The following is a 23671-nucleotide window of genomic DNA, read 5'->3' as shown; positions in this document are numbered from 1 at the left end:
GCCGGGCGTCCAGCGCGTGCCACTTGCGCACATACCGGTACAACGACTCGAGGGCGATCAACGGATCGAGAACGTGGATCAGCCGGTAGAAGACACGCTGCGTCAAGCCGCGGTTCTTGTCGTCGAAAATCTCCGGGAACGCGGCGAAGGCCAGCGAGACCCGCTGCGCCCCAGTCTCTTTGCCGGCCATGATCATGTCGACGCTGAGCCGCTCATCGAGGCCGTTGGGCGCGCTGCGCCGGCGCCACGGCACATCGAGCGTGATGTCGCTGCCCGCGCCGGCCGTGGCATACCGGTGGAACGCCTGTACCGTGCCCTTCTTGTCCCGGGCGATGATGAGCTGGATTCCCGGGAAACGGCCCTGCAGAACCCCGTCGAGGTTCATGTGGAATCCGCGATCGGCGTGGGCCCCCTTGGATGACTCCCGCACCACCTCGGTCAGCTCGGCCAGCAGCTTGTCGTCGAGTTCCTGCTCCGACACGATTTCCGTTGTCACACCGCAATTGTGGGTGCGCTTCACCGCCTGCCGCAGGTTGCGGAATTTCCTGCCCACCATGTCGAAGCCGGACACGTCGACCACCACATCGCGGCCAATCGGTATGGGCCGCAACGATTGTCCCAACACCGTCGAATCGCTCCACAGGCCAAGCCGCCGCTCGCCGCACCCCACCACGGCGATGCGCCAGCCGTGCGCGTGGCAGGTGGCGGCGAAATCGGCGACCAGTTCCGGGAAGTGGGCCTCGTCGCCGATCGGGTCACCACTGACGACGGCGATTCCCATCCGCGTCCGGTAGGCCAGCGCCGCCGAGCCGTCGGCGCTGAAGTGATAGCTCTTGCCGGTCTGCATGGCGAACGGCGCGAGCGCGTCGCCGCCGGTCTGGTCGATCAGCTTCCACACGCGCGGCAGGTCACCGGGCCGCGGATAGGAGGTCGTCGGCCACATCAACACCATGCCCGAGCTGGCGATCACCAGGTCACCGAGCAGATCGAACGACAGCACATGCAGGCCGAGTCCGGCCAGGACGAACAAGGCGGCGGCGATGGCATGCATGGTCGTCACCGGCCGGCCCAGGAAGATGCCGCGAGCCATCCAGGCCACCGCCACCAGCACGGTGAGCGACCAGGCCAACCGGTCGGTGTAGTTCCAGCTCGGATGGCTATGGTGCCGAGCGAGGATCTCGATGAGCCAGCATGCCGCCCCGAACAGCGCCAACGCGCCGATCAAACGGGCCGCGAGCGAATCGACCGACACGACAACGCGTTCGCGCGCACGGGGCCTTGCTACCGTGACGTCCACCACTGGCCCGTTCACAATCACCTCCCGATGCGCTGACACCAGCTGGGCGGGTTGATTACCGCCTCTGCACCGAATACCCGACTACGTCAAAGCTACGCCGGATCAGGGCCGTTTCGGGCACGAATTCGCGCGGAGATTCCGCAGCTATTAGGTCACGTTTTACCGCGCGGAAGACGGGAAATATTTCAGCACGCCTTCTTGCACCACCGTGGCGAGCGGTTGCCCGGACCGGTCGAAGAAGTGCCCGGTTCCCAGGCCCCGCGAATCGGCCGCCACCGGCGACGATGTGGAGTACAACACCCAGTCGTTGAAGTTGACCTGCCGGTGAAACCAAATGGAATGATTGGCTGAGGCGGCGAATATGCGGTCGAATCCCCAGGAAAGGCCGTGGGTGGTGATAACCGAGTCCAATACCGTGGTGTCCGACGAATACACCATTGTTGCCGTGTGCAATACGGGGTCGTCGGGAACGTCTCCCAAAGCCTTGACCCAGACCCGGTTGTGCGGGAGCCGATCGCCCTTCGTGCGCATCACCCAGGCCGGGTCGTTGGTGTAACGCCATTCGATGGGCTGCAGGGCGTTGACGAAGTGCGGGACGGTTTCTTCGTAGCCACGCAGGAGTTCACCGATCGTGGGCTGCGTGTGCGGCTCGGCCACCGTTGGCGGCTCGATGCCGTGTTCCAGGCCGCGGCCGCCGGCCATGTAGGAGACCAGGGCCGTGGACAGCAGCGTGCCGTCTTGCACCGCGTCGACGCGCCGATTGGCGAAGCGGCGCTCGTCGCGCAGTCGCGTCACGCGGAATTCGATGTCCTTGGCGGTGTCTCCCCCGTTGATGAAGTGCACCGACAGGGCGCCCGGCGGCAGGTCGTCGCGGACCAGGCTGCGGCTGCTCGCGACGAACGACTGCGACATCAGCTGGCCACCGAAGGTCCGCATGGGGTTCTTGCTGGGATGCGAGCCGATGAACAGGTCGTCGTCGACGCGGTGGAGGTCGAGGGTCGCCAGCAGCTCCGCGAAATCCGGATGGGTCTGTGTCGCGGCTTCGTCGACCGCATTCGGCTCCTGAGACTCACAGCCGGCCGGCACAGGCTCTCCTCTGGTTAGACGTCGTCCTCCCCGATCCGGTGCACATGGATGAGGTTGGTTGACCCTACTGTGCCAGGTGGCGCGCCGGCGACGATGACCACCAGGTCGCCCCGCTTGTAGCGGCCGAGCTCCAGCAGCGACTTGTCGACCTGGCGGATCATGCCGTCCGTGGAGGTCATCATCGGGACGATGAATGTTTCGGTGCCCCAGGTCATCGCGAGCTGGCTGCGCACCTCGGGCCATGCGGTGAAGGCCAGCAGCGGCAGCGGGGTGTGCAGGCGCGCGAGGCGCTTGACGGTGTCGCCGGACTGGGTGAAAGCGACCAGCGCCTTGGCGTCGAGCCGCTCACCGATGTCGCGGGCCGCATACGAGATCACGCCGCGCTTGGTGCGCGGCACGTGAGTCAGCGGCGGCGCGGCCGTGGAGTTGTCCTCGACCGCGCAGATGATCCGCGCCATGGTCCGAACGGCCGCCAGCGGATACTTCCCCACCGACGTTTCCCCGGACAGCATCACCGCGTCGGCGCCGTCCAGAACGGCGTTGGCGACGTCGGAGGCCTCGGCCCGGGTCGGCCGTGAGCTCTCGATCATCGAATCGAGCATCTGCGTCGCCACGATCACGGGTTTCGCGTTCTCCCGGGCCATCTGGATGGCCCGCTTCTGCACCAGTGGGACCTCTTCCAGGGGCAGCTCGACGCCCAGGTCGCCGCGGGCCACCATGATCGCGTCGAAGGCCAGCACGATGGCCTCCAGATTGTCGACGGCCTCCGGCTTCTCCAGCTTCGCGATCACCGGCACCCGCCGGCCGACCCGGTCCATCACTTCGTGCACCAACTCGACGTCGGAGGGCGAACGCACGAAGGAGAGCGCGACCAGGTCGACGCCGAGCTCGAGCGCGAAGGTGAGGTCCTCGACGTCCTTCTCCGACAGGGCCGGCGCGGACACGTTCATGCCCGGCAGCGAGATGCCCTTGTTGTTGCTGACGGGGCCGCCCTCGACGACCGTGCAGATGACGTCGTCACCCTCGATACCGTCGATCATCAGGCCGACCTTGCCGTCGTCGACCAGGATCCGGTCGCCGACGGCGGCGTCCTCGGCCAGCTTCTTGTAGGTGGTCGACACCCGGTCGTGGTCGCCCTCGCAGTCGGCGACGGTGATCCGCACCGTTTCGCCATCGGCCCAGTACGTGGGCCCGGTGGCGAAACGCCCCAGCCTGATCTTGGGGCCCTGCAGGTCGGCGAGCACGCCGACGGCGCGGCCCGTGGCGTCGGAAGCGGACCTGACGCGCTCGTAGGCGGCTTTGTGATCGGAGTAGTCGCCGTGGCTGAAGTTCAGCCTCGCGACGTCCATTCCGGCCTCAACCAGGGCCAGGATCGACTCATCCGAATTGGTCGCAGGGCCAAGGGTGCAGACGATCTTCCCGCGTCTACTCACGCCGACCCAGCATAGTCGTGTGTAACCCCCACGGACGCCACATCGGTGACGTCGCGGGGTGTGCTTTTACCCACCAAGAACGGTGGGAAACAAGGGGAAGGCGGGCAGGTTACGCAGCACCGTCCAGGCGAACGTCGCGACCACGACAGTCAGCAACGCCGCCCTGGGCGGCAATCCCTTGCCGCGGGCGCGGCGCACCAGCAGCCATGCGGCCAGCAGCGGGAGTCCCACCAGCAGGAAGACGTTGTCGTGGATGGCGGTCATCAGGTCGCCGTGCAACACGTCGTGCACCATCCGCAGCCCGCCGCAAAACGGGCAATTCCAGCCGGTGAGCCATTTGAACGGGCAGGTCGGGTAGATCGCACTCGGGCTGTGCGGGTCGGCCAGCGCGACGTAGCCGAGCGCGCCACCCAGCGCCGCGCCGGTCCCGACCGCGATGGAGAGGCGATGGCGCCGCAGGCCGTGCGCGTGTTGCGCGGGTGGATGAGGTTGCGTCATTTAGCCGCCGAACCTGCGTTGGTCACGCTTTTCAGCATGCCAGATCCGTTGCGCCCGGAGCTGTGAAATCGGCGCTCGCCGGTGGTCAGCGGCCCGACAGCCGGTTCCTCAGGCGCGAGCCCCATCGCCGACGGGGTTCGGGCTGGGCCGGGCTCGTCGTGGATTCGGGTGTTTCGGCGGCCGGCTCGTCTTCCGTTGGGGCCTCCGCTTTCTCCGCTTCGGGTTCGTCGGACTCTGGCTTGTCGGACTCCGGCTTGTCGGACTCTGGCTTGTCGGACTCGGAATCTGCCTCTGCCGCTTCGGCTTCGGGCTCTTCGGCTTTCGGCTCTTCGGCTTCGGAATCCGCGGTTTCGGCCGCTTCAGGCTCGGCCTCTTCAGGCTCGTCGGATTCCACTTCGGCCTCAACCTTTTCGGGCTCTTCGGCCTCGCCGGCCTCGGGTTCTTCGGCTTCGGGCTCTTCGGCCTCGAGCTCCCCGGCCTCGGGTTCGTCGGGCTCTGCGGCCTCGGTTACTTCGGCCTCCTCCGCTTCGGTGGCCTCCACCGCGCTGGGCTCCGTCTCGATGGCCTCCGTCGAGTCCGCCACCGGCTCTTCGGCTTCCGCATCGGCGAAGGCGGTTTCGTCGGCCTCCGCCGTCTCGGCTGAGGATCTCGGCGCATCGGCTGCCGCGACACCCGCCGCGCCCACCGCGGCCGTCGATGCGGCCACTGTCGCGGGCTCGCCCTCCGGCTCGGCCTCGGCTTCCTCGTCGAGATACTGGTTGCCGCGCAGGCTCTCGGGATCTTCGCGGCCCTTCGGCGCGGCCATCAGATACACCACGGCCCCGATGAACACGAAAGTCGATGTGAACGAGTTGATCCGGATGCCGGCGATGTGGGTGGCGGTGTCGTCGCGGAGCAACTCGACACAGAACCGCCCGACGCAGTAGCCCGCCACGTACAGGGCGAACAGCCGGCCATGGCCCAGCGTGAAGCGTCGGTCCGCATAGATCAGCGCGACGAAAATCAGGACGTTCCAGATCAATTCGTAGAGGAAGGTCGGCTGCACTACGAACGCGATCTGGCCCGTCGAGACGCCATCCAGCGAATGCGGGTCGATGTAACCCGAGGGGTCGCGGCGGTAGAAGACCTCCAGGCCCCACGGCAGCGTCGTCTCGCGGCCGTAGAGCTCCTGGTTGAAGTAATTGCCGAGCCGGCCGATCGCCTGCGCCAGGATAATTCCGGGGGCCAGCGCGTCGGCGAAGGCCGGAAGCGGAATCCCGTGCCGGCGGCAGCCGATCCAGGCACCGACGCCGCCGAGCGCCACGGCACCCCAAATGCCCAAGCCGCCGTCCCAGATCCGTACGGCCGCCCCGAGCCCGGCGCCGCCCGGGCCCCAATAAGTGCGCCAATCGGTGGCGAGGTGATAGAGCCGTCCACCGATCAAGCCGAACGGCACCGTCCACAGCGCGATGTCGTAGATCACGCCGCGCTCGCCGCCGCGGGCTTCCCAGCGCCGGTCGCCGATCAGCAGTGCGGCCACGATGCCGGCGATGATGAACAGCGCATAGGCCCGGATGGGCAGCGGTCCGAGGTGCCACACGCCCTGCGGCGGGCTCGGGAAATAGGCCAGCAGCTTCGTCACGAGTCGACCGCCCTTTGACGAACACCGGCGGCGAGTTCCTCAGTCAGTGCACGCAATGCAGTCAACCCCCCGTCCCCCAATGCCGACACCAGCGCGGACCCGACGATGACACCGTCGGCGTAGCTGCCGATCTGGGCGGCCTGCTCCCGCGAGCGCACCCCCAGCCCGACACCGACGGGTATGTCGGAGACCTCCTTGACCCGGCCCACCAATGCGGGCGCGGCGTTGGACACGACGTCGCGCGCCCCGGTCACGCCCATCGTCGAGGCCGCGTAGACGAATCCACGCGACGCGTCGACGGTCATCGCCAACCGCTGCGGCGTCGAGGACGGCGCCACCAAAAAGATCCGGTCCAACCGGTGCTCCTCGGACGCCGCCAACCACTGCCCGGCCTCGTCGGGGATGAGATCCGGCGTGATCAGGCCGAAGCCGCCCGCAGCTGCCAGATCCCGGGCGAACGCGTCAACCCCGTAGCGCAACACCGGATTCCAGTAGGTCATCACCACGGCGCGGCCACCGGCCGCGCTGATCGCCTCGACCGCGGCAAGGGTGTCGCGAACGCGCACTCCCCCGTGCAGCGCGATCTCGGTGGCCTTGGCGATCGTCGGGCCGTCCATGCCGGGATCCGAATAGGGAACCCCGACTTCGATGATGTCGCAACCCGATTCGACCAGTGCCGTCATCCCCTTCATCGACGTCGGCACGTCGGGGTATCCGGTGGGCAGATAGCCGATCAGCGCCGCGCGATTGTTGTTGCGGCAGTCATCGAAGACCGACTCGAGCTTGCCCGCTTCGCTGTGTTTGACCGTCATCGATCGCTGGATCCCAACAGCCCGAACCACTTCGCGGCGGTCTCGACGTCCTTGTCGCCGCGCCCGGACAGGTTCACCACGATGATCGCGCCGCGGCCCAACTCGGTGCCCAATTTCAGCGCACCCGCCACGGCGTGCGCGGATTCGATGGCCGGGATGATCCCCTCGGTGCGGCACAGGACGCGGAATGCATCCATCGCCTCGGAGTCGGTGATCGGACGGTACTCGGCGCGGCCCGTCTCACGCAGATACGCATGTTCTGGACCAACTCCGGGATAGTCGAGACCCGCTGAGATGGAATGGGATTCGATGGTCTGCCCGTCCTCGTCCTGCAGCAGATACGAGAACGATCCCTGAAACGCACCGGGTGAGCCGCCGCTGAAGGTCGCGGCGTGCCTGCCGGTTTCGACACCGTCGCCGGCCGCCTCGAATCCGACCAGCCGCACATTCGGATCGTCGATGAACGGGTGGAAGATCCCGATGGCGTTGGAACCGCCGCCGATGCAGGCCACCACCGCGTCGGGCAACCGGCCCGCCTGGGCCTGGATCTGGGCACGCGCCTCGAGGCCGATGATCCGCTGAAAATCGCGCACCATGGCGGGAAAGGGATGCGGGCCCGCGGCGGTGCCGAAGCAATAGAAGGTGTTGTCGGCGTTGGTAACCCAATCCCGGAACGCCTCGTTGATGGCGTCCTTGAGCGTCCTGGAACCGCTTTCCACCGAGACGACCGTCGCCCCCAGCAGGCGCATCCGCGCCACGTTGAGCGCCTGACGTTCGGTGTCCACCGCGCCCATGTAGATCACACACTCCAGGCCGAGCAGGGCACACGCGGTGGCGGTCGCCACGCCGTGCTGACCGGCCCCGGTCTCGGCGATCACCCGCTTCTTGCCCATCCGCTGAGCCAGCAACGCCTGACCGAGCACGTTGTTGATCTTGTGAGAACCGGTGTGGTTCAGGTCTTCTCGCTTGAGGAAGATGCGCGCACCGGCCTGCTCGGACAGGCGTGGGGCCTCGTACAGCGGCGACGGCCGGCCGGCGTAGTTCGCCTGCAGGTAATCCAAGGAGTCCAGGAAATCCTGGTTGACGCGTTCCTTCTCGTAGGCCGCGGTGACCTCTTCGATCACGGCCATCAACGCCTCGGCGACGTAGCGGCCGCCGTACACCCCGAAATGGCCACCCGCATCGGGTTCGTGGCGGGTGGGTTCGGCGATGGCTGCGCTCGCGAGCGGAAGGTCCGGGCGGGACAGGTCCACCATCACCAAGTCTCTACGCGGGGATGGTTCATGGATTCAACGTTCCAGCGCTGGGGCTCTTCAGTGGCGTAGTGACTAGCGGGCCGGTTTCGGACAGGACGGATGGGTGCCCGCGGTAACCAGGTCGGCGACCGCGGCGCGCGGGTCACCACTTTTGACCAGACCTTCGCCGACCAGCACGGCGTCGGCACCCGCACCGGCGTACGCCAGCAGGTCTCCCGTACCGCGCACACCGGATTCGGCGATCCTGATCACGTTGCTGGGCAGCCCGGGAGCGATGCGCGCGAAGCAGTCCCGGTCCACCTCGAGTGTCGCCAGATCGCGGGCGTTGACGCCGATCACGTTGGCCCCGGCCTTGAGCGCCCGGTCGGCTTCCTCCTCGGTGTGCACCTCGACGAGTGCCGTCATGCCCAGCGATTCGGTGCGGTCCAGCATCGACACCAACGCCGACTGCTCCAGCGCCGCGACGATGAGCAGCAACATGTCGGCGCCGTGCGCGCGGGCCTCGTGAATCTGATAGGGCTGCACGACAAAGTCTTTGCGCAGAATCGGTATCGAGACGGCCGCGCGAACCGCGTCGAGGTCGTCGAGCGAGCCGTGGAAGCGGCGCTCCTCGGTCAACACGCTGATGATGCGGGCGCCACCGTCTTCGTAGGCCCGGGCCAGTTTCGCCGGATCGGCAATGGTGGCCAGCGAACCCGCCGACGGGCTGGCGCGCTTGACTTCGGCGATGACGCCAATTCCGGGCTCGCGCAGGGCCGCCATCACGTCGCGCGGCGGCGGCGCGGCCGCTGCGGCGGCCTTGATCTCGGACAGGCTGATCAACGCTTCGCGCGCGGCAACGTCGGCCCGGACTCCCTCGAGGATGGAGTCAAGCACGGTTGCCGGACTCATGCCTGTCGTTTCCCTTCGCCCTGTCGTCCGCTGTCATCCCACGGCCACACTGTGTTGTCCCCGGCCGATTGCGACGACGTGAATGAAGGGTAGCGGCCCGCGGCTTGCGGCCCGTCACCGACCCTCGGTGTCAGACTCGTTCGGCCGATCGGTTGGGTCGCGTCCCTCGTCAAGCGCGTCCCAGATCATCCGCTCCGACATTCCCGGCGTCTTCGGCTCCTCCAGCATCGCCCCGTCGGCCTCGTCGCGTCGCGCAATCGACCGGCGCGTCGCCGGTGCCGCGTACTTGATTGCGCTGGAGCGGGCCGACCCCGAGTCCGACGCCGAGCGCATGAGCAGGACGGCGGCGATCAGCGTGCACGCCGCGGCGGCCACCGTGACGCCCGCGCCCCAGTACCGCCGCTCGCTTCCCACCAGCGTCATCACCGACACGTGCGCCAGCTCGGCGCCGCGTACCGCCACGTCGGGCAGCGCCCACAGGCTGATCCCCAGGTAGCCCACCGCCAGGCTGACCACCGCCAGCAGGCCCGCCAGCGCGCGCAGCAGCCAACCCCGCACGGCGATGGCGGCGACGGCCGCGGCCAGCAGGAGCAACGCCAACGGCAGCAGCGCCGTCGACCACGCGCCGCCGGCCAAGGTCACCTGTTTGGGCGGCCCCAGCCCGTCGAACGACCGGATGACGACCCACGGCAGGCGTGAGGCCAGCCACAACGTCCCGGCGGCAATCACCAGCACCGCCTGGGCAATCCGGATCAGCCACCGGCTCTTCGGCCGGCCGGTGTCCGCGCCCGTCTCACTCATCGCCGCTGGGGCCGGGTTCGGTCAGCGTCTCGGCGGCCGCGATCGCGCTCAGCACCGCGCGGGCCTTGTTCGTCGCCTCGGTGTACTCGTAGGGACCGTTGGAGTCCGCGACCACCCCGCCACCGGATTGCACGTAGGCGGTGCCGTCGCGCATCAGGGCGGTGCGGATGGCGATCGCGAAGTCGGCATTGCCGGCGAAGTCCAGGTAGCCGACCACGCCGCCGTACAGGCCGCGGCGCGTCTTCTCCACCTCTTCGATGAGCTCCATGGCGCGGACCTTCGGTGCGCCCGACAACGTGCCGGCCGGAAAACAGGCCGTCACCGCGTCCAGCGCGGTGCGGCCCTCGTCGAGCGTGCCGGTCACCGTCGACACCAGGTGCATGACGTGGCTATAGCGTTCGATGTGGCTGTAGTCCTCGACGCGCACCGTCCCCGGCGCGCAGACCCGACCCAGATCGTTGCGGCCCAGGTCGACGAGCATCAGGTGCTCGGCGCGTTCCTTCTCGTCGGCCAACAGCTCCTTTTCCAGCAGCTGATCCTCTTCCTCGGTGTCCCCGCGCCACCGGGTGCCGGCGATCGGATGGGTGGTCGCGGTGCCGTCGGCCACGGTGACCAGCGCCTCCGGACTGGAGCCGACGATCGAAAAGTCCGTTCCGCCAGCACCATTCGGTACCTGCAGCAGATACATGTACGGGCTCGGGTTGGTGACCCGCAACATCCGGTAGACGTCGATCGGGTCGACGTGGGTGTCCATTTCGAACCGTTGCGACGGCACCACCTGGAAGGCCTCACCCGCGGCGATCTGGTCGACCAGGTAGTCGACGATCTTCCCGTACTCCTCCACGCTGCGCTGCGCGCGGTAACACGGCTCGGGCCGCTCGAACGTGCCGACGGTGGACGGCAACGGCTGGCCCAGCGCCGCCGTCATCACGTCCAGGCGGGCGATCGCGTCGTCGTAAGCCTCGTCCACCCGCTCGTCGGTCCCGTTCCAGTTCACCGCGTTGGCGATCAGCGTGATCGTGCCCTCGTGGTGGTCGACCGCCGCCAGATCCGTAGCCAGCAGCAGCAACATATCGGGCAGCTTGAGGTCGTCGACGGCCAGCTCGGGCAGCCGTTCCAGGCGCCGCACCATGTCGTAGGCGAAGAACCCGACCATCCCGCCCGACAGCGGCGGCACCCCGTCGAGCGGGCCGGTGGCCAGCAGCTCCAGCGTGGCGCGCAGGGCCTGCAGCGGGTCACCCCCGGTCGGCGCGTCCTGTGGCACCACGCCCAGCCAGACGGCCTCACCGTCGCGCACGGTCAGCGCCGACGGCGCCCCGGCGCCGATGAACGACCACCGCGACCAGGAACGGCCGTGCTCGGCCGACTCCAGCAGGAAGGTGCCCGGGCGGTTGGCGGCGAGTTTGCGGTAGGCCGACAGCGGCGTCTCGCTGTCGGCCAGCACCTTGCGGGTCACCGGAACCACGCGGTGCTCGGCTGCCAGCTGGCGGAAATCCTCTCGTGAGGTCGTCGCGGCGAGGTGGGCGTGCACCGAACCATCCTCCCAGACGGGTTGCTGCGCTTAGGGCCAGCCCGACGACGATGCAGCCCGGGACGGGGTGAGGAGGAGTCGGGCCATCGGACCCAGCCCGACGACGATGCAGCCCGGGACGGGGTGAGGAGGAGTCGGGCCATCGGACCCAGCCCGACGACGACGGCGGCGGCGTAGCGTGTCCGCCATGAAACCTGGTGACACCGTCGCGGACTTCGAGCTACCCGATCAGACCGGGACGCCCCGCAAGCTCAGCGAACTACTCGCCGGCGGGCCGGTGGTGCTGTTCTTCTACCCGGCCGCGATGACGCCCGGCTGCACCAAGGAAGCGTGCCACTTCCGCGACCTGGCCGCCGAATTCGCCGCGGCGGGGGCCAACCGGGTGGGCATCAGTGCCGACGCCGTGCAGAAGCAGGCCAAGTTCGCCGACCTGCAGAAGTTCGACTACCCGCTGCTGTCGGACGCCGACGGCACCGTCGCCACGCAGTTCGGCGTCAAGCGTGGCCTGCTCGGCAAGCTGATGCCGGTCAAGCGCACGACGTTCGTCATCGACACCGACCGCACGGTGCTCGAGGTGATCTCCAGCGAGTTCAACATGGACAGCCATGCCGACAAGGCGCTGGCCACGCTGCGCGCCCGGACGTAACCGTCAGGGGCTGATCGCCAGGAACACGTAGGCGGCCAGCAGCACTAGATGCACCTCGCCCTGCAGGCGGGTCGCCCGCCCGGGCACCACCGTCAGCACGCTGATCACCACCGTCAGGGCGAGCAACACGAGCTGGATGGCACCGAGGCCGAGCACCAGCGGCCCCTTGAGCCAGATCGACGCCAGCGCGATCGCCGGAATGGTGAGCCCGATGCTGGCCATCGCCGACCCGTACGCCAGGTTCAGGCTGATCTGGATGCGGCCCTGGCGCGCCGCCCGCACGGCCGCCAGCGTCTCGGGCAGCAGCACCAGCGCGGCGATGATCACGCCCACGAACGATTGCGGAAAGCCGACCGCGGTCACCGCCTTCTCGACCGCCGGCGACTCCTCCTCGGCCAGCCCCACCACCGCCACCAGCGCGCCGAGCATCAACCCGAGGCTCGTCAGCGCCGCGCGGGTGGTCGGCGGATCGGCATGGCTTTCGTCCGCGAACAGGCTCTTCTGCCCCTTCTGCGCGATCGGCAGGAAGAAATCGCGGTGCCGCACCGTCTGGGTGAACACGAACACCAGGTACAGCAGCAACGAGGCGACCGCGGCGAAGATGAGCTGTCCGGGTGAGAACTCCTTGCCCACGGCCGTGGTGGTGAACGCGGGCAGCACCAGGCTCAGCGTCGCCAGGGTGGTCACCGTGGCCAGCGCGGCGCCGCTGCCTTCGGCGTTGAACAGCGTCACGCCGTAGCGCCGGGAACCGAGCAGCAGCGACAGCCCGGCGATCCCGTTGGTGGTGATCATCAGCGCGGCGAAGGCTGTGTCGCGGGCCAGGGTGGCCGTCTCGTTGCCCCCGGACGCCATCAGCTCGACGATCAGGGCCACCTCGATGACGGTCACCGCGGCCGCGAGCACCAACGACCCGAATGGCTCACCGACGCGGTGTGCGACCACCTCCGCGTGATGCACCGCCGCAATCACCGCGCCGATGAGAAACAGCGCCGCCACCCCGACCAGCACCGGTCCGAGACTCTCGCCCCAGATCAAAACCAGCACGACGACGGAAAGCACCGGCACAACGACGTTCCAGGACGACCATTTCGACATTGACCGCCATTCTTGTCGAAGTCATGCGCCCACGCCTGCGGAAAGTGACCCTAGACACGCCTGGTCACGCTTGTCGGGTCGGTGCCGGGCTGATTCGTCGGCTCAACGCTCGGGCTCGAGCAGCACGTCGGCATCGAAGCAGCTGTGATCCCCGGTGTGACAGGCGGCGCCGACCTGGTCGACCGTCAGCAGCACGGTGTCGCCGTCGCAGTCCAGCCGCACCGCGTGGACGTACTGGGTGTGGCCGGACGTTGCCCCCTTGATCCACTGCTCACCGCGGGAGCGTGAATAGTACGTCGCCTCACGGGTTTCCAGGGTCCGGGCCAGCGCCGCGTCGTCCATCCAGGCGACCATCAGCACCTCGCCGCTGCCGCGCTCCTGCACGACGGCGGCGAACAGGCCGTCGGCGTTGCGCTTCAGCCGCGCGGCGATCTGCGGGTCGAGCGTCATCGCACGGTGATCCCTTCTGCGGCCATGGCGGCCTTCACCTGGCCGATCGTCAGCTCCCGGAAGTGAAATACGCTGGCCGCCAACACCGCATCGGCGCCGGCCGCAACCGCGGGCGCGAAGTGCTCGGCCGCCCCGGCGCCGCCGCTGGCGATGACGGGCACCGTGACCGCCGACCGCACCGCCTGCAGCATCTCCAAGTCGAATCCGGCCTTGGTGCCGTCGGCGTCCATCGAATTCAGCAGGATCTCCCCCACCCCCAGATCGGCTCCGCGCGAAGCCCACTCGACCGCGTCCAGCCCGGTGCCCTGGCGCCCGCCGTGCGTGGTGACCTCCCAGCCCGACGGGGTCGGCACCGCGCCCGGCGGCACCGTGCGGGCGTCGACGGACAGCACGATGCACTGGGAGCCGAACTGCCGCGCCATCTCGGCCAGCAGCTCGGGGCGGGCGATCGCGGCGGTGTTGATGGACACCTTGTCGGCACCCGCGCGCAGCAAGACGTCGACGTCGGCCACCGTGCGCACCCCGCCACCGACGGTCAACGGGATGAAGACCTGCTCGGCCGTGCGGCGCACCACCTCGAGCATGGTGGCCCGCCCGGACGACGACGCGGTCACGTCGAGAAAGGTCAGCTCGTCGGCGCCCTCGGCGTCATAGGCGGCCGCGAGTTCGACGGGATCGCCCGCGTCCCGGAGGTTTTCGAAGTTGACGCCTTTGACCACCCGGCCGCCGTCGACGTCCAGGCAGGGGATCACTCGCACCGCGAGGCCGTGCGGTTTGGGGGCCATCTCAGTAGTCCTCCGGTCGGCCGGTGGCGCGCAGGATTTCCAGGATCTCGGCGTGCGCGGCCGGACCGGCCGCCAGCGCGGAATCCGACGAGGGAGTCCACGGCTCGCCGGCCAGATCGGTGACGACACCGCCGGCGGCACGGACCAACGCCACCCCGGCCGCGTGGTCCCACACGTGGCCGCCGAAACTTATTGCCGCACCAAGTATTCCGTCGGCGACGAACGCCAGGTCAAGTCCGGTGGAGCCGTGCATGCGCAGCCGCGAGGACACCCGGCTGAGGTTCTCAAGCACCGCGATTCGGTAGCGCCCCGGGAATCGGCCGCGCGCGTCCGCGCTGAACGACCCGGCGCCAACCAGGGCGTCGGCCAAATCGATGGTGGCCAGCGGCGGCTGCGGCACCCCGTTCTTGCGCAACGGCCCGCCCGCCACCGCGGTGTAGCGCTGATCGATGAACGGCAACCAGGTCAGTCCGGCCACCGGGTCGCCGTCGTGCAGCAGGCCGAGCAGGATCCCGGCCATCGGCGATCCGGCCGCGTAGTTGAAGGTGCCGTCGACGGGATCCAACACCCACACCCACGGCGAATCGACGGCCGAACCGCCGAATTCCTCGCCGTGCACCCCGATCCCGGTGGCCTCGACGAGTGCGGCGACCACCTCTCGCTCGATCGCGAGGTCCACGTCGGTGGCGAAGTCGTTGCCCTTCTTGCGGACCGCCGAATCGGCCCGGTGCCCGGCAAGGAACGGTTCGACCGCGTCGTCGAGAATCGCCGACGCCTGCGCCACCAGCGTATGCACGTCCACGCGGCGCTACTCCGCCACCGCGGCCAGCGCCTGAGGCAGGGTGAATCGGCCCGCGTAGAGGGCCTTGCCCACGATGGCGCCCTCGATCCCGCGGCCGGTCAGGGTGGCGATCGCGCGCAGGTCATCGAGGCTGGACACGCCCCCGGAGGCGATCACCGGAGCGTCGGTGCGGTCGGCCACGGACGCCAGCAGGTCCAGATTGGGGCCGCCCAGCGTGCCGTCCTTGGTCACATCGGTGACCACGAACCGCGAACACCCTTGCCCGTCAAGGCGTTCCAGCACCTCCCACAGGTCGCCGCCGTCGGTTTCCCAGCCCCGACCGCGCAGCCGGTGCGCGCCATCGACTATCTGGACGTCCAGGCCGACGGCGACCTTGTCGCCGTGCTCCCCGATCGCCCGCGCACACCACTGCGGGTCCTCGAGGGCCGCCGTGCCCAAGTTCACCCGGGCGCAGCCGGTGGCCAGGGCGGCGGCCAGCGAATCGTCGTCGCGGATCCCGCCGGACAGCTCCACCTGCACGTCGAGCTTGCCGACCACTTCGGCCAGCAGTTCACGATTGGAGCCGCGCCCAAACGCCGCGTCCAGGTCGACCAGATGGATCCATTCGGCGCCATCGCGCTGCCAGGTCAGCGCGGCGTCCAGCGCCGAGCCGTATTCGGTTTCACTGCCCGCCTTGCCCTGCACCAGACGCACGGCACGGCCGTCGACCACGTCGACCGCGGGCAACAAGATCAACACATTCCCTCCTGTGTGCCGAGACCGCAACGCGTTACGCGCATCCCCGGACGTTGCTTGCTAGAAAGCGCTTTCGCGAGGCCCTTCACAATCCCTGGACCCAATTGCTCAACACGGCCGCGCCCGCATCCCCGCTCTTCTCCGGGTGGAATTGGGTGGCCGACAGCGGCCCGTCCTCGACCGCTGCCAGAAACGGGCCCTCGTGGGTGGCCCACGTCAGCACCGCGTCGGGCGGGCCCTCCCACTGCTGCGCGGCGTAGGAGTGCACGAAGTAGAACCGGGTGTCGGCATCGAGTCCCTTGAACAGGACGGTGCCGGGCCCGGATTCGACGACGTTCCAGCCCATGTGCGGGATGACCGGCGCCTGCAGCCGCGTGACGTAGCCCGGCCACTGGCCGCACCCCTGCGTCTCCACACTGAATTCGACGCCGCGGGCGAACAGGATCTGCATGCCGACGCAGACGCCCAGCACCGGGCGCCCGGCGGCGACCCGCTCGGCGATGATGCGCTCGCCGCCGATGTTGCGCAGCCCCGTCATGCAGGCCTCGTAGGCGCCGACGCCGGGCACCACCAGGCCGTCGGCGGCGGCCGCGGCATCGGCGTCGCCGGTCACCTCGACCGACGCGCCGACCCGCTCGAGGGCACGCTGAGCCGACCGGAGGTTGCCCGAACCGTAGTCAAGGACAACGACTTTCTTGAGTGCCGTCACAGAACCCCTTTGGTGGACGGCACATCCGACACCCGGGGGTCGGACTCCACCGCCTGACGCAGCGCGCGGGCGACCGCCTTGTACTGCGCCTCGGTGATGTGGTGCGGGTCGCGCCCGTACAGGACGCGCACGTGCAGCGCGATGCGCGCATTCATCGCCAGCGACTCGAACACGTGCCGGTTGATGACGGTGTGATACGGCACCGAGTTGCCGGCAATGGTGGTGTGCTGCAGGTGATCCGGTTCTCCGCTGTGCACACAGTAGGGCCGGCCGGACACGTCGACCGACGCGTGGGCCAGCGTCTCGTCCATCGGGATGAAGGCGTCGCCGAACCGCCGGATGCCCCGTTTGTCGCCCAGGGCCTGGCCGAGCGCCTGCCCCAGCGCGATGGCGGTGTCCTCGATGGTGTGGTGTCCCTCGATTTCGACGTCGCCCTTGGTGCGCACGGTCAGGTCGAAGCTGGCGTGACTGCCCAGGGCCGTGAGCATGTGGTCGTAGAAGGGCACACCGGTGTCGATGTCGACCTGGCCGGTGCCGTCGAGGTCGAGCTCGATGACGATGTCGGATTCCTTCGTGCGGCGCTCGATGCGCGCACGACGGGTGGCGGTCGCTGTCACGGTGCTCCTACGGGGCTGGGGGCGAGTTCGGTGGCGGCCAGCTCGGCACTGGCGCGCAGGAAGGCGTCGTTCTCCGCGGCCAGTCCGGTGGTGGCGCGCAGGTAGCCGGGGATGCCGACGTCGCGGATGAGTACGCCGGCGTCCAGATAGCGTTGCCAGGTGGCCGGCGCGTCGGCGAATTCCCCGAACAGCACGAAGTTCGCATCGCTGGGTATGACCCGAAAACCCATGCCGGCCAAGGCCGTTGAGACGCGCTCGCGTTCTGCGATCAGTGTCGCCACGCTGCCCAGCGTGTCATCGGCGTGCCGCAGCGCGGCACGGGCGGCGGCCTGGGTGAGCACCGACAGGTGATACGGCAGCCGCACCAGCAGCATCGCGTCGATCACCGCCGGGGTGGCGATCAGGTAGCCCAGCCGGCCGCCGGCGAACGCGAACGCCTTGCTCATGGTGCGCGAGACGATCAGCTTGGTCGGGTACTCGCCCACCAGCTCGACGGCGCTGGGCTGCGAAGAGAATTCGCCGTAGGCCTCGTCGACGATCAGTATGCCGGGCACCACGTCGAGCAGCCGCCGCAGGTCCGGCAACGGAACACTCTGCCCGGACGGGTTATTCGGGCTGGCGACGAACACCACATCGGGTTGACGTTCGATAACGGCGGCGACCGCGGCGTCGATGTCCAGGCCGAAATCGTCGGCGCGGGCGGCCTGCAGCCATTCGGTGCGGGTGCCGTCGGCGATGATCGGGTGCATCGAATAGGACGGGACGAAACCGATGGCGGTGCGCCTCGGGCCCCCGAAGGCCTGCAGCAGCTGCTGCAGGATCTCATTGGAACCGTTTGCCGCCCAGAGGTTTTCGACCGCCAGCGGGACGCCGGTCTGGGCGCTCAGGTAGGCGGCCAGGTCGGTCCGCAGCGCCACCGCGTCGCGGTCGGGGTAGCGGTGCAGGTCAGCGGCGGCCTCGCCCACCGACCGAACCACATCGTCCACCAGCGCCTTGCTCGGCGGATGCGGGTTCTCGTTGGTGTTCAGCCGCACCGGGACGTCCAATTGCGGTGCACCGTAAGGCGATTTGCCGCGCAGGTCGTCGCGCAGCGGCAGGTCATCCAGTGTCGGTTGGCGCGTGGGCCTGTCGGTGCTCATCGCTCGAACCTCCGCCGTACCGCTTCGCCGTGTGACGGCAGGTCCTCGGCCTCGGCGAGCGCGATCACATGTCCGGACACGTCTTTGAGCGCCGCCTCGGTGTAGTCGACGACGTGAATGCCGCGCAGGAAGGTCTGCACCGACAGTCCACTGGAGTGCCGGGCGCTGCCCGCGGTGGGCAGCACGTGATTGGATCCGGCGCAATAGTCGCCGAGGCTCACCGGCGCATACGGGCCGACGAAAATGGCTCCGGCCGAACGGATTCGGTCCGCCACTGCGGCCGCGTCGACGGTCTGGATCTCCAGGTGTTCGGCGGCGTAGGCGTTGACCACTTCTATGCCGGCGTCCAGGTCATCGACCAGGATGATGGCCGATTGGCGCCCGCCGAGTGCGGCCGTCACCCGGTCGCGGTGCACGGTGGTCTGCAGCTGGTTGGCCAGCTCCGCGTCGGTGGCGGCGGCCAGCTCCGCGCTGGGGGTGACCAGCACGCTGCCGGCCATCTCGTCGTGCTCGGCCTGACTGATCAGGTCGGCCGCGACGTGCCCCGGCTCGGCGGTGTGGTCGGCCAGGATCGCGATCTCGGTCGGGCCGGCCTCGGCATCGATCCCGACGTGCGACCGGCACAGCCGCTTGGCGGCGGTGACGTAGATGTTGCCGGGCCCGGTGATCATGTCGACGGGCGCCAGCTCGGCGCCGTCGAGGTCGGTGCCGCCATAGGCCAGCAACGCCACCGCCTGCGCGCCGCCCACGGCCCACACCTCGTCGACGCCCAGCAGCCGGGCCGCGGCCAGGATCGTCGGGTGCGGCAGGCCTTGAAACTGGCCCCGGCATTGCGCCTGCGGCGGGCTGGCCACCACCAGCGAGGCGACGCCGGCGGCCTGGGCCGGCACCACGTTCATCACCACGCTGGAGGGGTAGACGGCGTTGCCGCCGGGCACGTAGAGACCTACCCGGTCGACCGGAACCCACCGCTCGGTCACGGTCGCGCCCGGACCCAGGGTGGTCGTGACGTCGGTGCGACGCTGGTCGGCGTGCACGGCGCGGGTGCGTTCGATCATCACCCGCAGCGCGTCGGCCACCCTGACGTCCAGTTCGGCCAGGGCCTTCTCGAGCGCGGCGTCGGGCACCCGGACGGCCGGGGGCCGGACCCCGTCGAACGTGGCGCCGAACTCGAGGGCGGCTTCGGCGCCGCGCTCGGCGACGGCCTGCACGATCGGGCGGACCTTGGGCAGCACCGCCTCCACGTCGGCGCCGCCGCGGGGCAGCGCCGCCCGCAACCGGGCAGCCGTCAACTCCGCGCCCCGCAGGTCGATACGGGCCATCGGCGACGGTTGGGTGGTGCTCACGGTGTCCATTGTCCCAGAGGAACTCAAGTCGATATCCGCCCGGTACAGTGCCGGTATCGAGGCCATACCCCGCGCTGAATAGCAGAGCCGACCCAGGGAGCCGCCATGTCCGCGAAGGATCACCCCAACAACGCCCCGGGCATCCCGATGGTCTTCCCGCCCTGGTTCGAGCGGTTCCAGATCAAATACTTCAATCCGGCGCTGAAGCCGATCGTGCGGTACCTGCCCGGAACCGCGACAATCAAGCACCGGGGCCGCACGTCGGGCAAGCCCTACGAGACCATCGTGACCACGTATCGCAAGGGCAACACCCTGGCGATCGCGCTGGGCCACGGCAAGACGAACTGGGTGAAGAACGTGCTGGCCGCGGGCGAGGCGGACGTCCAGTTGAGCCGCAACCGCACGGTGCACCTGATCAACCCGCGGATCCTGCCCGCCGGCTCGGACGGGGACGGCCTGCCGGGCATGGCGCGCATGCAGCTGCGCCGGATCGGCGTGTTCGTCGGCGACATCGCCTGAGGCCGGCGCCCGAAACGCCACGGCCCGCGTTGAGTGTGGCGCTGGAGCCCGCGATGCACACTCGACGGAGCGCGCACTGAATCACTACATATCCAGGCCGATGTCGAGCACCCGCACCGAATGGGTCAGCGCGCCGACGGCCAGGTAGTCCACCCCGGTCGCGGCGTACGCGGCCGCGTTCTCCAGGCTGAGCCCGCCCGAGGACTCCAGCAGCACCGCGGGTGCCCGCGCGTCGCGGCGCTGCACGGCCATCTGCGTCTGCCACACCGGGAAGTTGTCCAGCAGGATGAGCTCGGGCTTCTCGGGCAGCACCTCGTCGAGTTGCTCGAGTGAATCCACTTCCACCTCGCACGGCAGATCCGGTGCCGCCTCGCGCACGGCCCGCAGCGCTTCCACCACCGATCCCGCGGCCACCACGTGGTTGTCCTTGATCAAGGCGGCGTCACCGAGCCCCAGGCGGTGGTTCACGCCGCCCCCGACCCGGACCGCGTATTTCTGCAGGACGCGAAGGCCGGGCAGGGTTTTGCGGGTGTCGCGCACCTGGGCCTTGGTGCCGTGCACCGCGTCCACCCAGTGCGCCGTCGTGGTGGCGATCCCCGACAGGTGGCAGATCAGATTCAGCATGGTCCGCTCGGCGGTCAGCAGGCCGCGGGTCTCGGCGCGCAGCGTCAGCACCGGCTGGCCCGGGTCCAGGCGGGCCCCGTCCTCGACGCGGTCGATCACCTCGTAGCCGCGGGCGCCAAGCACCTCGTCGAGCACCAGCAGCGCGATGTCGATGCCGGCGATGACACCGGGCTCGCGGGGCACCATCGAGGCGGTCGCCACCGCCTCGGCAGGCACCGTGGCCAGGGTGGTGATGTCGGGCCCGTAGCGCAGGTCCTCGACCAGGCCCCGCTTGATGGTTTCGCGCGCCGCGGTCAGTTCGCAGTCGGACATCGTGGTCATACGACCGCCGCCAACGCCTCCACCAGCACCGCGTCCTGGTCGTCGGCCAGGCGCAGCACGTTGCTGCGCCCCAGCTCGGACGCGGTCTGCGGATATTCCTCGCGGTGATGGCAGCCCCGGCTCTCGGCGCGGGCCAGGGCCGCGGCCGTGACCGCGCGGGCGGCGACGGCCAGCGCGACATCCTCGAACTCGCGGCGCCCGGACACGGGACGCGGCGGCGCCTGCGACAGGAGGGTGGACAGCCGGGTCAGCCCGGCGGCATCGCGCACCACCGACGCGTCGCGGCTCATCGCGCGCTGCAGCTCGGCGCGCTCGGGAGCGGCGTGGACGAGCGGCTCGGGCGCGACCGCGTGCACCCGCCCCGTCGTCGCGGCGTGCGCGGCCGCCGATTTGCCGGCCCGCCCGCCGACCACCAGACCTTCCAGCAGGCTGTTGGACGCCAACCGGTTGGCGCCGTGCAGTCCGGTGCGCGCCACCTCGCCCGCGGCGAACAACCCGGGCAGTTCGGTCTGGCCGTAGACATCGGTCACGATGCCACCGCAGCTGTAATGCGCCCCGGGGACAACCGGGATGGGTTGCCGGACGGGGTCGATGCCGGCGGCCCGGCACGCGGCGGTCACCGTCGGGAACCGGTTGGCGAAGTCGCCGATGTGGCGTGCGTCGAGGAAGACGCAGGCGTCGCCGGTGGCCTTCAGCCGGGCGTCGATGGCCGCGGCGACGACGTCGCGGGGCGCCAGGTCCCCCATCGGGTGAACACCGGCCGTCACCGAATCACCTTGCCGGTCAACCAGTTTCGCACCCTCACCGCGGATGGCCTCGGTGACCAGCGGCCGCCGCCCGCTGGCGGCATCGGGGGCGAAGAGCATCGTGGGGTGGAACTGGATGAACTCGAGATCGCTGACCGCGACACCGGCCCACAGGCCCAGCGCGATGCCGTCGCCGGTGGAGCCCTCGGGGTTGGTGGTCGCGCCGTACAGGTGCCCGAGGCCGCCGGAGGCCAGGATCACCGACGGCGCGCTGATGATTCCGTACCCGTCGGGCGTGCCGACCAGGACACCGGTCACGGCCGCACCGTCGTGCAGCACCCGCAGCCCCACATGGGCGGTGCGGATGTCCAGGGTGCGCGCGGCGTGGTCGAGGGCGCGCTGCACCTCCGCGCCGGTGGCGTCGCCGCCGGCATGCACGATGCGGCGCCGGGAGTGTCCGCCCTCGCGGGTGAGCGCCCACTTGCCCGGCGCGGCTTCGTCGAAACGTGCTCCGTCGCCGACCAATTCGGCGACGGCCGCGTATCCGTCGGCGACGATGGAGTAGACCGCCTGGGGGTCGCACAGACCCGCGCCCGCGACCACCGTGTCGGCGACGTGGGCCTCCACCGAATCGTCATTGTCGGGCAGCACCACCGCGATGCCGCCCTGCGCGTAATGCGTCGCGGTCGCCCCGCGGACCTGGTGGGCCTTGCTCAGCACGACGACGCTGCGCCCGGCGCGGTGCGCGGCCAGCGCGGCGGCCAATCCCGCGACGCCGGTACCGACGACGACGACGTCGGTACTGTGCGTCCACTGGGGACGGGCGGTCACTCGCCACCGCCCGGCTGGCCGATTTCGATCATTCGCTGCACGCTGCGCCGACCGGCGGCGGCGACGTCGGGATCGACATCGACCTCGTCGGCACCCTCGACGAGGCAGCGCAGCAGCGCGGCCGGGGTGATCATCTTCATGAACTTGCAGGAAGCGCGGTCGTTGACCGCGCGGAAATCGACTTGCGGTGCGGCCCGGCGCAATTGATAGAGCATGCCGACCTCGGTGGCGACCAGCACCTTGCGTGCGTTGGTCTGGTTGGCGGCCTCCAGCATGCCGCCGGTGGACAGGATCTTCACCCGGTCCGGCGGGAAGGCGCCTTCGCCCGCGAGATACAGGGCCGAAGTGGCGCAACCACATTCAGGATGCACGAACAGTTCGGCATCGGGGTTGGCGCGGGCCTGGTCATTGAGCTCGTCGCCGTTGATCCCGGCGTGCACGTGGCATTCGCCCGCCCACACGTGCAGGTTCTCGCGACCGGTCATCCGGCGGACGTGTGCGCCGAGGAACTGATCCGGGCAGAACAGCACCTCACGGTCGGGGTCGATGGACTCGACCACCTCGACCGCGTTGGACGAGGTGCAGCAGATGTCGGTGAGCGCCTTGACCGCCGCCGTCGTGTTGACATAGGAGACGACGACCGCGCCGGGGTGTTCGTCCTTCCAGGCGCGCAGCTCGTCGGCGGTGATGGAATCGGCCAGCGAGCAGCCGGCGCGCTGGTCCGGGATGAGCACGGTCTTGTCCGGGCTCAGGATCTTGGCGGTCTCGGCCATGAGGTGCACGCCGCAGAAGACGATGGTGTCCTCGGGCGCCTCGGCGGCGATCCGCGACAGCGCCAGCGAGTCGCCCACGTGGTCGGCGACGTCCTGGATCTCGGGCAGCTGGTAGTTGTGCGCCAGTACCGTGGCGCCGCGCAGCTTGGCCAGGCGGCGAATCTCGGCGGCCCATTGCTCATCGCCGGCGACGCCGGCGTACCCGGCTGGTGAATTCGTGATGTCGGCGACCATGTCTTCGGCGAGCGTGTCCATGCGATTGATAACCGTCATGGTGGCTCCTTTCAGCCCAGGAGGTTTTCGACTT

At 69.2% G+C, this 23671-nt stretch carries 23 protein-coding genes and 1 pseudogene; 2 read left to right on the top strand and 22 right to left on the bottom strand.

Annotated features, from left to right (window positions below; translation table 11 throughout):
* Position 1: 1 nt before the first annotated feature.
* The 10 genes and pseudogenes from ACYQ8K_RS09390 to ACYQ8K_RS09345 form a co-directional block, all read right to left on the bottom strand.
* A pseudogene (locus ACYQ8K_RS09390) lies at positions 2–943 on the bottom strand (bifunctional lysylphosphatidylglycerol flippase/synthetase MprF); the annotation flags it as partial.
* 513 nt (positions 944–1456) lie between these two features.
* Complete coding sequence (locus ACYQ8K_RS09385) at positions 1457–2305, bottom strand: acyl-CoA thioesterase domain-containing protein (RefSeq protein ID WP_459968348.1); 849 nt, start codon at positions 2303–2305, stop codon at positions 1457–1459.
* A 92-nt stretch (positions 2306–2397) separates the two neighbouring features.
* On the bottom strand, positions 2398–3816 hold the full coding sequence (gene pyk / locus ACYQ8K_RS09380; protein WP_459968286.1) for a pyruvate kinase: 1419 nt from the start codon (positions 3814–3816) through the stop codon (positions 2398–2400).
* Positions 3817–3882: 66 nt separating this feature from the next.
* On the bottom strand, positions 3883–4314 hold the full coding sequence (locus ACYQ8K_RS09375; RefSeq protein WP_459968284.1) for a DUF2752 domain-containing protein: 432 nt from the start codon (positions 4312–4314) through the stop codon (positions 3883–3885).
* 85 nt (positions 4315–4399) lie between these two features.
* On the bottom strand, positions 4400–5935 hold the full coding sequence (locus tag ACYQ8K_RS09370) for a prolipoprotein diacylglyceryl transferase (protein WP_459968282.1): 1536 nt from the start codon (positions 5933–5935) through the stop codon (positions 4400–4402).
* Positions 5932–6747 (bottom strand): tryptophan synthase subunit alpha, encoded by an 816-nt coding sequence (gene trpA, locus ACYQ8K_RS09365; protein WP_459968280.1) that lies wholly within the window; start codon positions 6745–6747, stop codon positions 5932–5934. The genes ACYQ8K_RS09370 and trpA overlap by 4 nt, the downstream gene beginning before the upstream one ends.
* Entirely contained in the window at positions 6744–8006 is a 1263-nt protein-coding gene (gene trpB, locus ACYQ8K_RS09360; RefSeq protein ID WP_459968346.1) for a tryptophan synthase subunit beta, read from the bottom strand. The genes trpA and trpB overlap by 4 nt, the downstream gene beginning before the upstream one ends.
* 69 nt (positions 8007–8075) lie before the next feature.
* Positions 8076–8894 carry an indole-3-glycerol phosphate synthase TrpC gene (trpC, locus tag ACYQ8K_RS09355; RefSeq protein ID WP_007776189.1) on the bottom strand — a complete coding sequence of 273 codons (819 nt, stop codon included), beginning with the start codon at positions 8892–8894 and terminating at the stop codon, positions 8076–8078.
* 114 nt (positions 8895–9008) lie between these two features.
* The gene (locus ACYQ8K_RS09350) at positions 9009–9695 is read right to left on the bottom strand and encodes a TIGR02234 family membrane protein (protein WP_459968278.1); all 687 of its coding nucleotides are present in this window, start codon (positions 9693–9695) and stop codon (positions 9009–9011) included.
* Positions 9688–11226, bottom strand: coding sequence for an anthranilate synthase component I (locus ACYQ8K_RS09345; protein WP_459968276.1), 1539 nt, complete (start codon positions 11224–11226; stop codon positions 9688–9690). The genes ACYQ8K_RS09350 and ACYQ8K_RS09345 overlap by 8 nt, the downstream gene beginning before the upstream one ends.
* A 187-nt stretch (positions 11227–11413) precedes the next feature.
* On the opposite strand from ACYQ8K_RS09345, the gene ACYQ8K_RS09340 reads away from it, so the two are divergent.
* Positions 11414–11872, top strand: coding sequence for a peroxiredoxin (locus ACYQ8K_RS09340; protein WP_459968274.1), 459 nt, complete (start codon positions 11414–11416; stop codon positions 11870–11872).
* 3 nt (positions 11873–11875) lie between these two features.
* Here ACYQ8K_RS09340 and ACYQ8K_RS09335 read toward each other — a convergent pair whose 3' ends face one another.
* The 9 genes from ACYQ8K_RS09335 to hisD form a co-directional block, all read right to left on the bottom strand.
* Positions 11876–12967, bottom strand: coding sequence for a calcium:cation antiporter (locus tag ACYQ8K_RS09335; protein ID WP_459968272.1), 1092 nt, complete (start codon positions 12965–12967; stop codon positions 11876–11878).
* 102 nt (positions 12968–13069) lie between these two features.
* Positions 13070–13417 carry a phosphoribosyl-AMP cyclohydrolase gene (hisI, locus tag ACYQ8K_RS09330; protein ID WP_459968270.1) on the bottom strand — a complete coding sequence of 116 codons (348 nt, stop codon included), beginning with the start codon at positions 13415–13417 and terminating at the stop codon, positions 13070–13072.
* Entirely contained in the window at positions 13414–14202 is a 789-nt protein-coding gene (gene hisF, locus ACYQ8K_RS09325; RefSeq protein WP_459968268.1) for an imidazole glycerol phosphate synthase subunit HisF, read from the bottom strand. The genes hisI and hisF overlap by 4 nt, the downstream gene beginning before the upstream one ends.
* Before the next feature lies 1 nt (position 14203).
* The gene (locus ACYQ8K_RS09320; protein ID WP_459968266.1) at positions 14204–15004 is read right to left on the bottom strand and encodes an inositol monophosphatase family protein; all 801 of its coding nucleotides are present in this window, start codon (positions 15002–15004) and stop codon (positions 14204–14206) included.
* 6 nt (positions 15005–15010) lie between these two features.
* Entirely contained in the window at positions 15011–15742 is a 732-nt protein-coding gene (priA, locus tag ACYQ8K_RS09315) for a bifunctional 1-(5-phosphoribosyl)-5-((5-phosphoribosylamino)methylideneamino)imidazole-4-carboxamide isomerase/phosphoribosylanthranilate isomerase PriA (protein WP_459968264.1), read from the bottom strand.
* 82 nt (positions 15743–15824) lie between these two features.
* Entirely contained in the window at positions 15825–16448 is a 624-nt protein-coding gene (gene hisH / locus ACYQ8K_RS09310; protein WP_459968262.1) for an imidazole glycerol phosphate synthase subunit HisH, read from the bottom strand.
* Positions 16445–17065 (bottom strand): imidazoleglycerol-phosphate dehydratase HisB, encoded by a 621-nt coding sequence (gene hisB, locus ACYQ8K_RS09305; RefSeq protein WP_459968260.1) that lies wholly within the window; start codon positions 17063–17065, stop codon positions 16445–16447. Before hisB ends, hisH begins: the two co-directional genes overlap by 4 nt.
* Complete coding sequence (locus ACYQ8K_RS09300; RefSeq protein WP_459968258.1) at positions 17062–18204, bottom strand: histidinol-phosphate transaminase; 1143 nt, start codon at positions 18202–18204, stop codon at positions 17062–17064. Before ACYQ8K_RS09300 ends, hisB begins: the two co-directional genes overlap by 4 nt.
* Positions 18201–19559 carry a histidinol dehydrogenase gene (gene hisD / locus ACYQ8K_RS09295; RefSeq protein ID WP_459968256.1) on the bottom strand — a complete coding sequence of 453 codons (1359 nt, stop codon included), beginning with the start codon at positions 19557–19559 and terminating at the stop codon, positions 18201–18203. Before hisD ends, ACYQ8K_RS09300 begins: the two co-directional genes overlap by 4 nt.
* Positions 19560–19655: 96 nt before the next feature.
* On the opposite strand from hisD, the gene ACYQ8K_RS09290 reads away from it, so the two are divergent.
* Positions 19656–20069: a nitroreductase family deazaflavin-dependent oxidoreductase gene (locus ACYQ8K_RS09290; protein ID WP_459968254.1), complete on the top strand. Its 414-nt coding sequence runs from the start codon at positions 19656–19658 to the stop codon at positions 20067–20069.
* An 84-nt stretch (positions 20070–20153) separates the two neighbouring features.
* On the opposite strand, the gene nadC is transcribed toward ACYQ8K_RS09290, so the two are convergent.
* From nadC to nadA, 3 genes are read right to left on the bottom strand one after another with little or no spacing between them, the layout of a single operon-like run.
* On the bottom strand, positions 20154–21014 hold the full coding sequence (gene nadC / locus ACYQ8K_RS09285; protein WP_459968253.1) for a carboxylating nicotinate-nucleotide diphosphorylase: 861 nt from the start codon (positions 21012–21014) through the stop codon (positions 20154–20156).
* Positions 21011–22591: an L-aspartate oxidase gene (locus ACYQ8K_RS09280; protein WP_459968251.1), complete on the bottom strand. Its 1581-nt coding sequence runs from the start codon at positions 22589–22591 to the stop codon at positions 21011–21013. The genes nadC and ACYQ8K_RS09280 overlap by 4 nt, the downstream gene beginning before the upstream one ends.
* On the bottom strand, positions 22588–23637 hold the full coding sequence (gene nadA, locus ACYQ8K_RS09275) for a quinolinate synthase NadA (RefSeq protein ID WP_459968249.1): 1050 nt from the start codon (positions 23635–23637) through the stop codon (positions 22588–22590). Before nadA ends, ACYQ8K_RS09280 begins: the two co-directional genes overlap by 4 nt.
* Positions 23638–23671: the final 34 nt, after the last annotated feature.

The sequence above is a fragment of the Mycobacterium sp. MUNTM1 genome, assembly GCF_054660795.1.
Note: the sequence above shows the minus strand (reverse complement) of the source record. Positions and strands in the feature narration are given on the sequence as shown.

What these genes read in the sequence shown, in the direction of transcription:
- ACYQ8K_RS09375 (WP_459968284.1), bottom strand. Translation starts at nt 4,314, where the DNA reads ATGACGCAACCTCATCCACCCGCGCAACACGCGCACGGCCTGCGGCGC.
- trpA (WP_459968280.1), bottom strand. Translation starts at nt 6,747, where the DNA reads ATGACGGTCAAACACAGCGAAGCGGGCAAGCTCGAGTCGGTCTTCGAT.
- trpC (WP_007776189.1), bottom strand. Translation starts at nt 8,894, where the DNA reads ATGAGTCCGGCAACCGTGCTTGACTCCATCCTCGAGGGAGTCCGGGCC.
- ACYQ8K_RS09350 (WP_459968278.1), bottom strand. Translation starts at nt 9,695, where the DNA reads ATGAGTGAGACGGGCGCGGACACCGGCCGGCCGAAGAGCCGGTGGCTG.
- ACYQ8K_RS09340 (WP_459968274.1), top strand. Translation starts at nt 11,414, where the DNA reads ATGAAACCTGGTGACACCGTCGCGGACTTCGAGCTACCCGATCAGACC.
- ACYQ8K_RS09335 (WP_459968272.1), bottom strand. Translation starts at nt 12,967, where the DNA reads ATGTCGAAATGGTCGTCCTGGAACGTCGTTGTGCCGGTGCTTTCCGTC.
- hisI (WP_459968270.1), bottom strand. Translation starts at nt 13,417, where the DNA reads ATGACGCTCGACCCGCAGATCGCCGCGCGGCTGAAGCGCAACGCCGAC.
- hisF (WP_459968268.1), bottom strand. Translation starts at nt 14,202, where the DNA reads ATGGCCCCCAAACCGCACGGCCTCGCGGTGCGAGTGATCCCCTGCCTG.
- ACYQ8K_RS09300 (WP_459968258.1), bottom strand. Translation starts at nt 18,204, where the DNA reads ATGAGCACCGACAGGCCCACGCGCCAACCGACACTGGATGACCTGCCG.
- hisD (WP_459968256.1), bottom strand. Translation starts at nt 19,559, where the DNA reads ATGGACACCGTGAGCACCACCCAACCGTCGCCGATGGCCCGTATCGAC.
- ACYQ8K_RS09290 (WP_459968254.1), top strand. Translation starts at nt 19,656, where the DNA reads ATGTCCGCGAAGGATCACCCCAACAACGCCCCGGGCATCCCGATGGTC.
- nadC (WP_459968253.1), bottom strand. Translation starts at nt 21,014, where the DNA reads ATGACCACGATGTCCGACTGCGAACTGACCGCGGCGCGCGAAACCATC.
- nadA (WP_459968249.1), bottom strand. Translation starts at nt 23,637, where the DNA reads ATGACGGTTATCAATCGCATGGACACGCTCGCCGAAGACATGGTCGCC.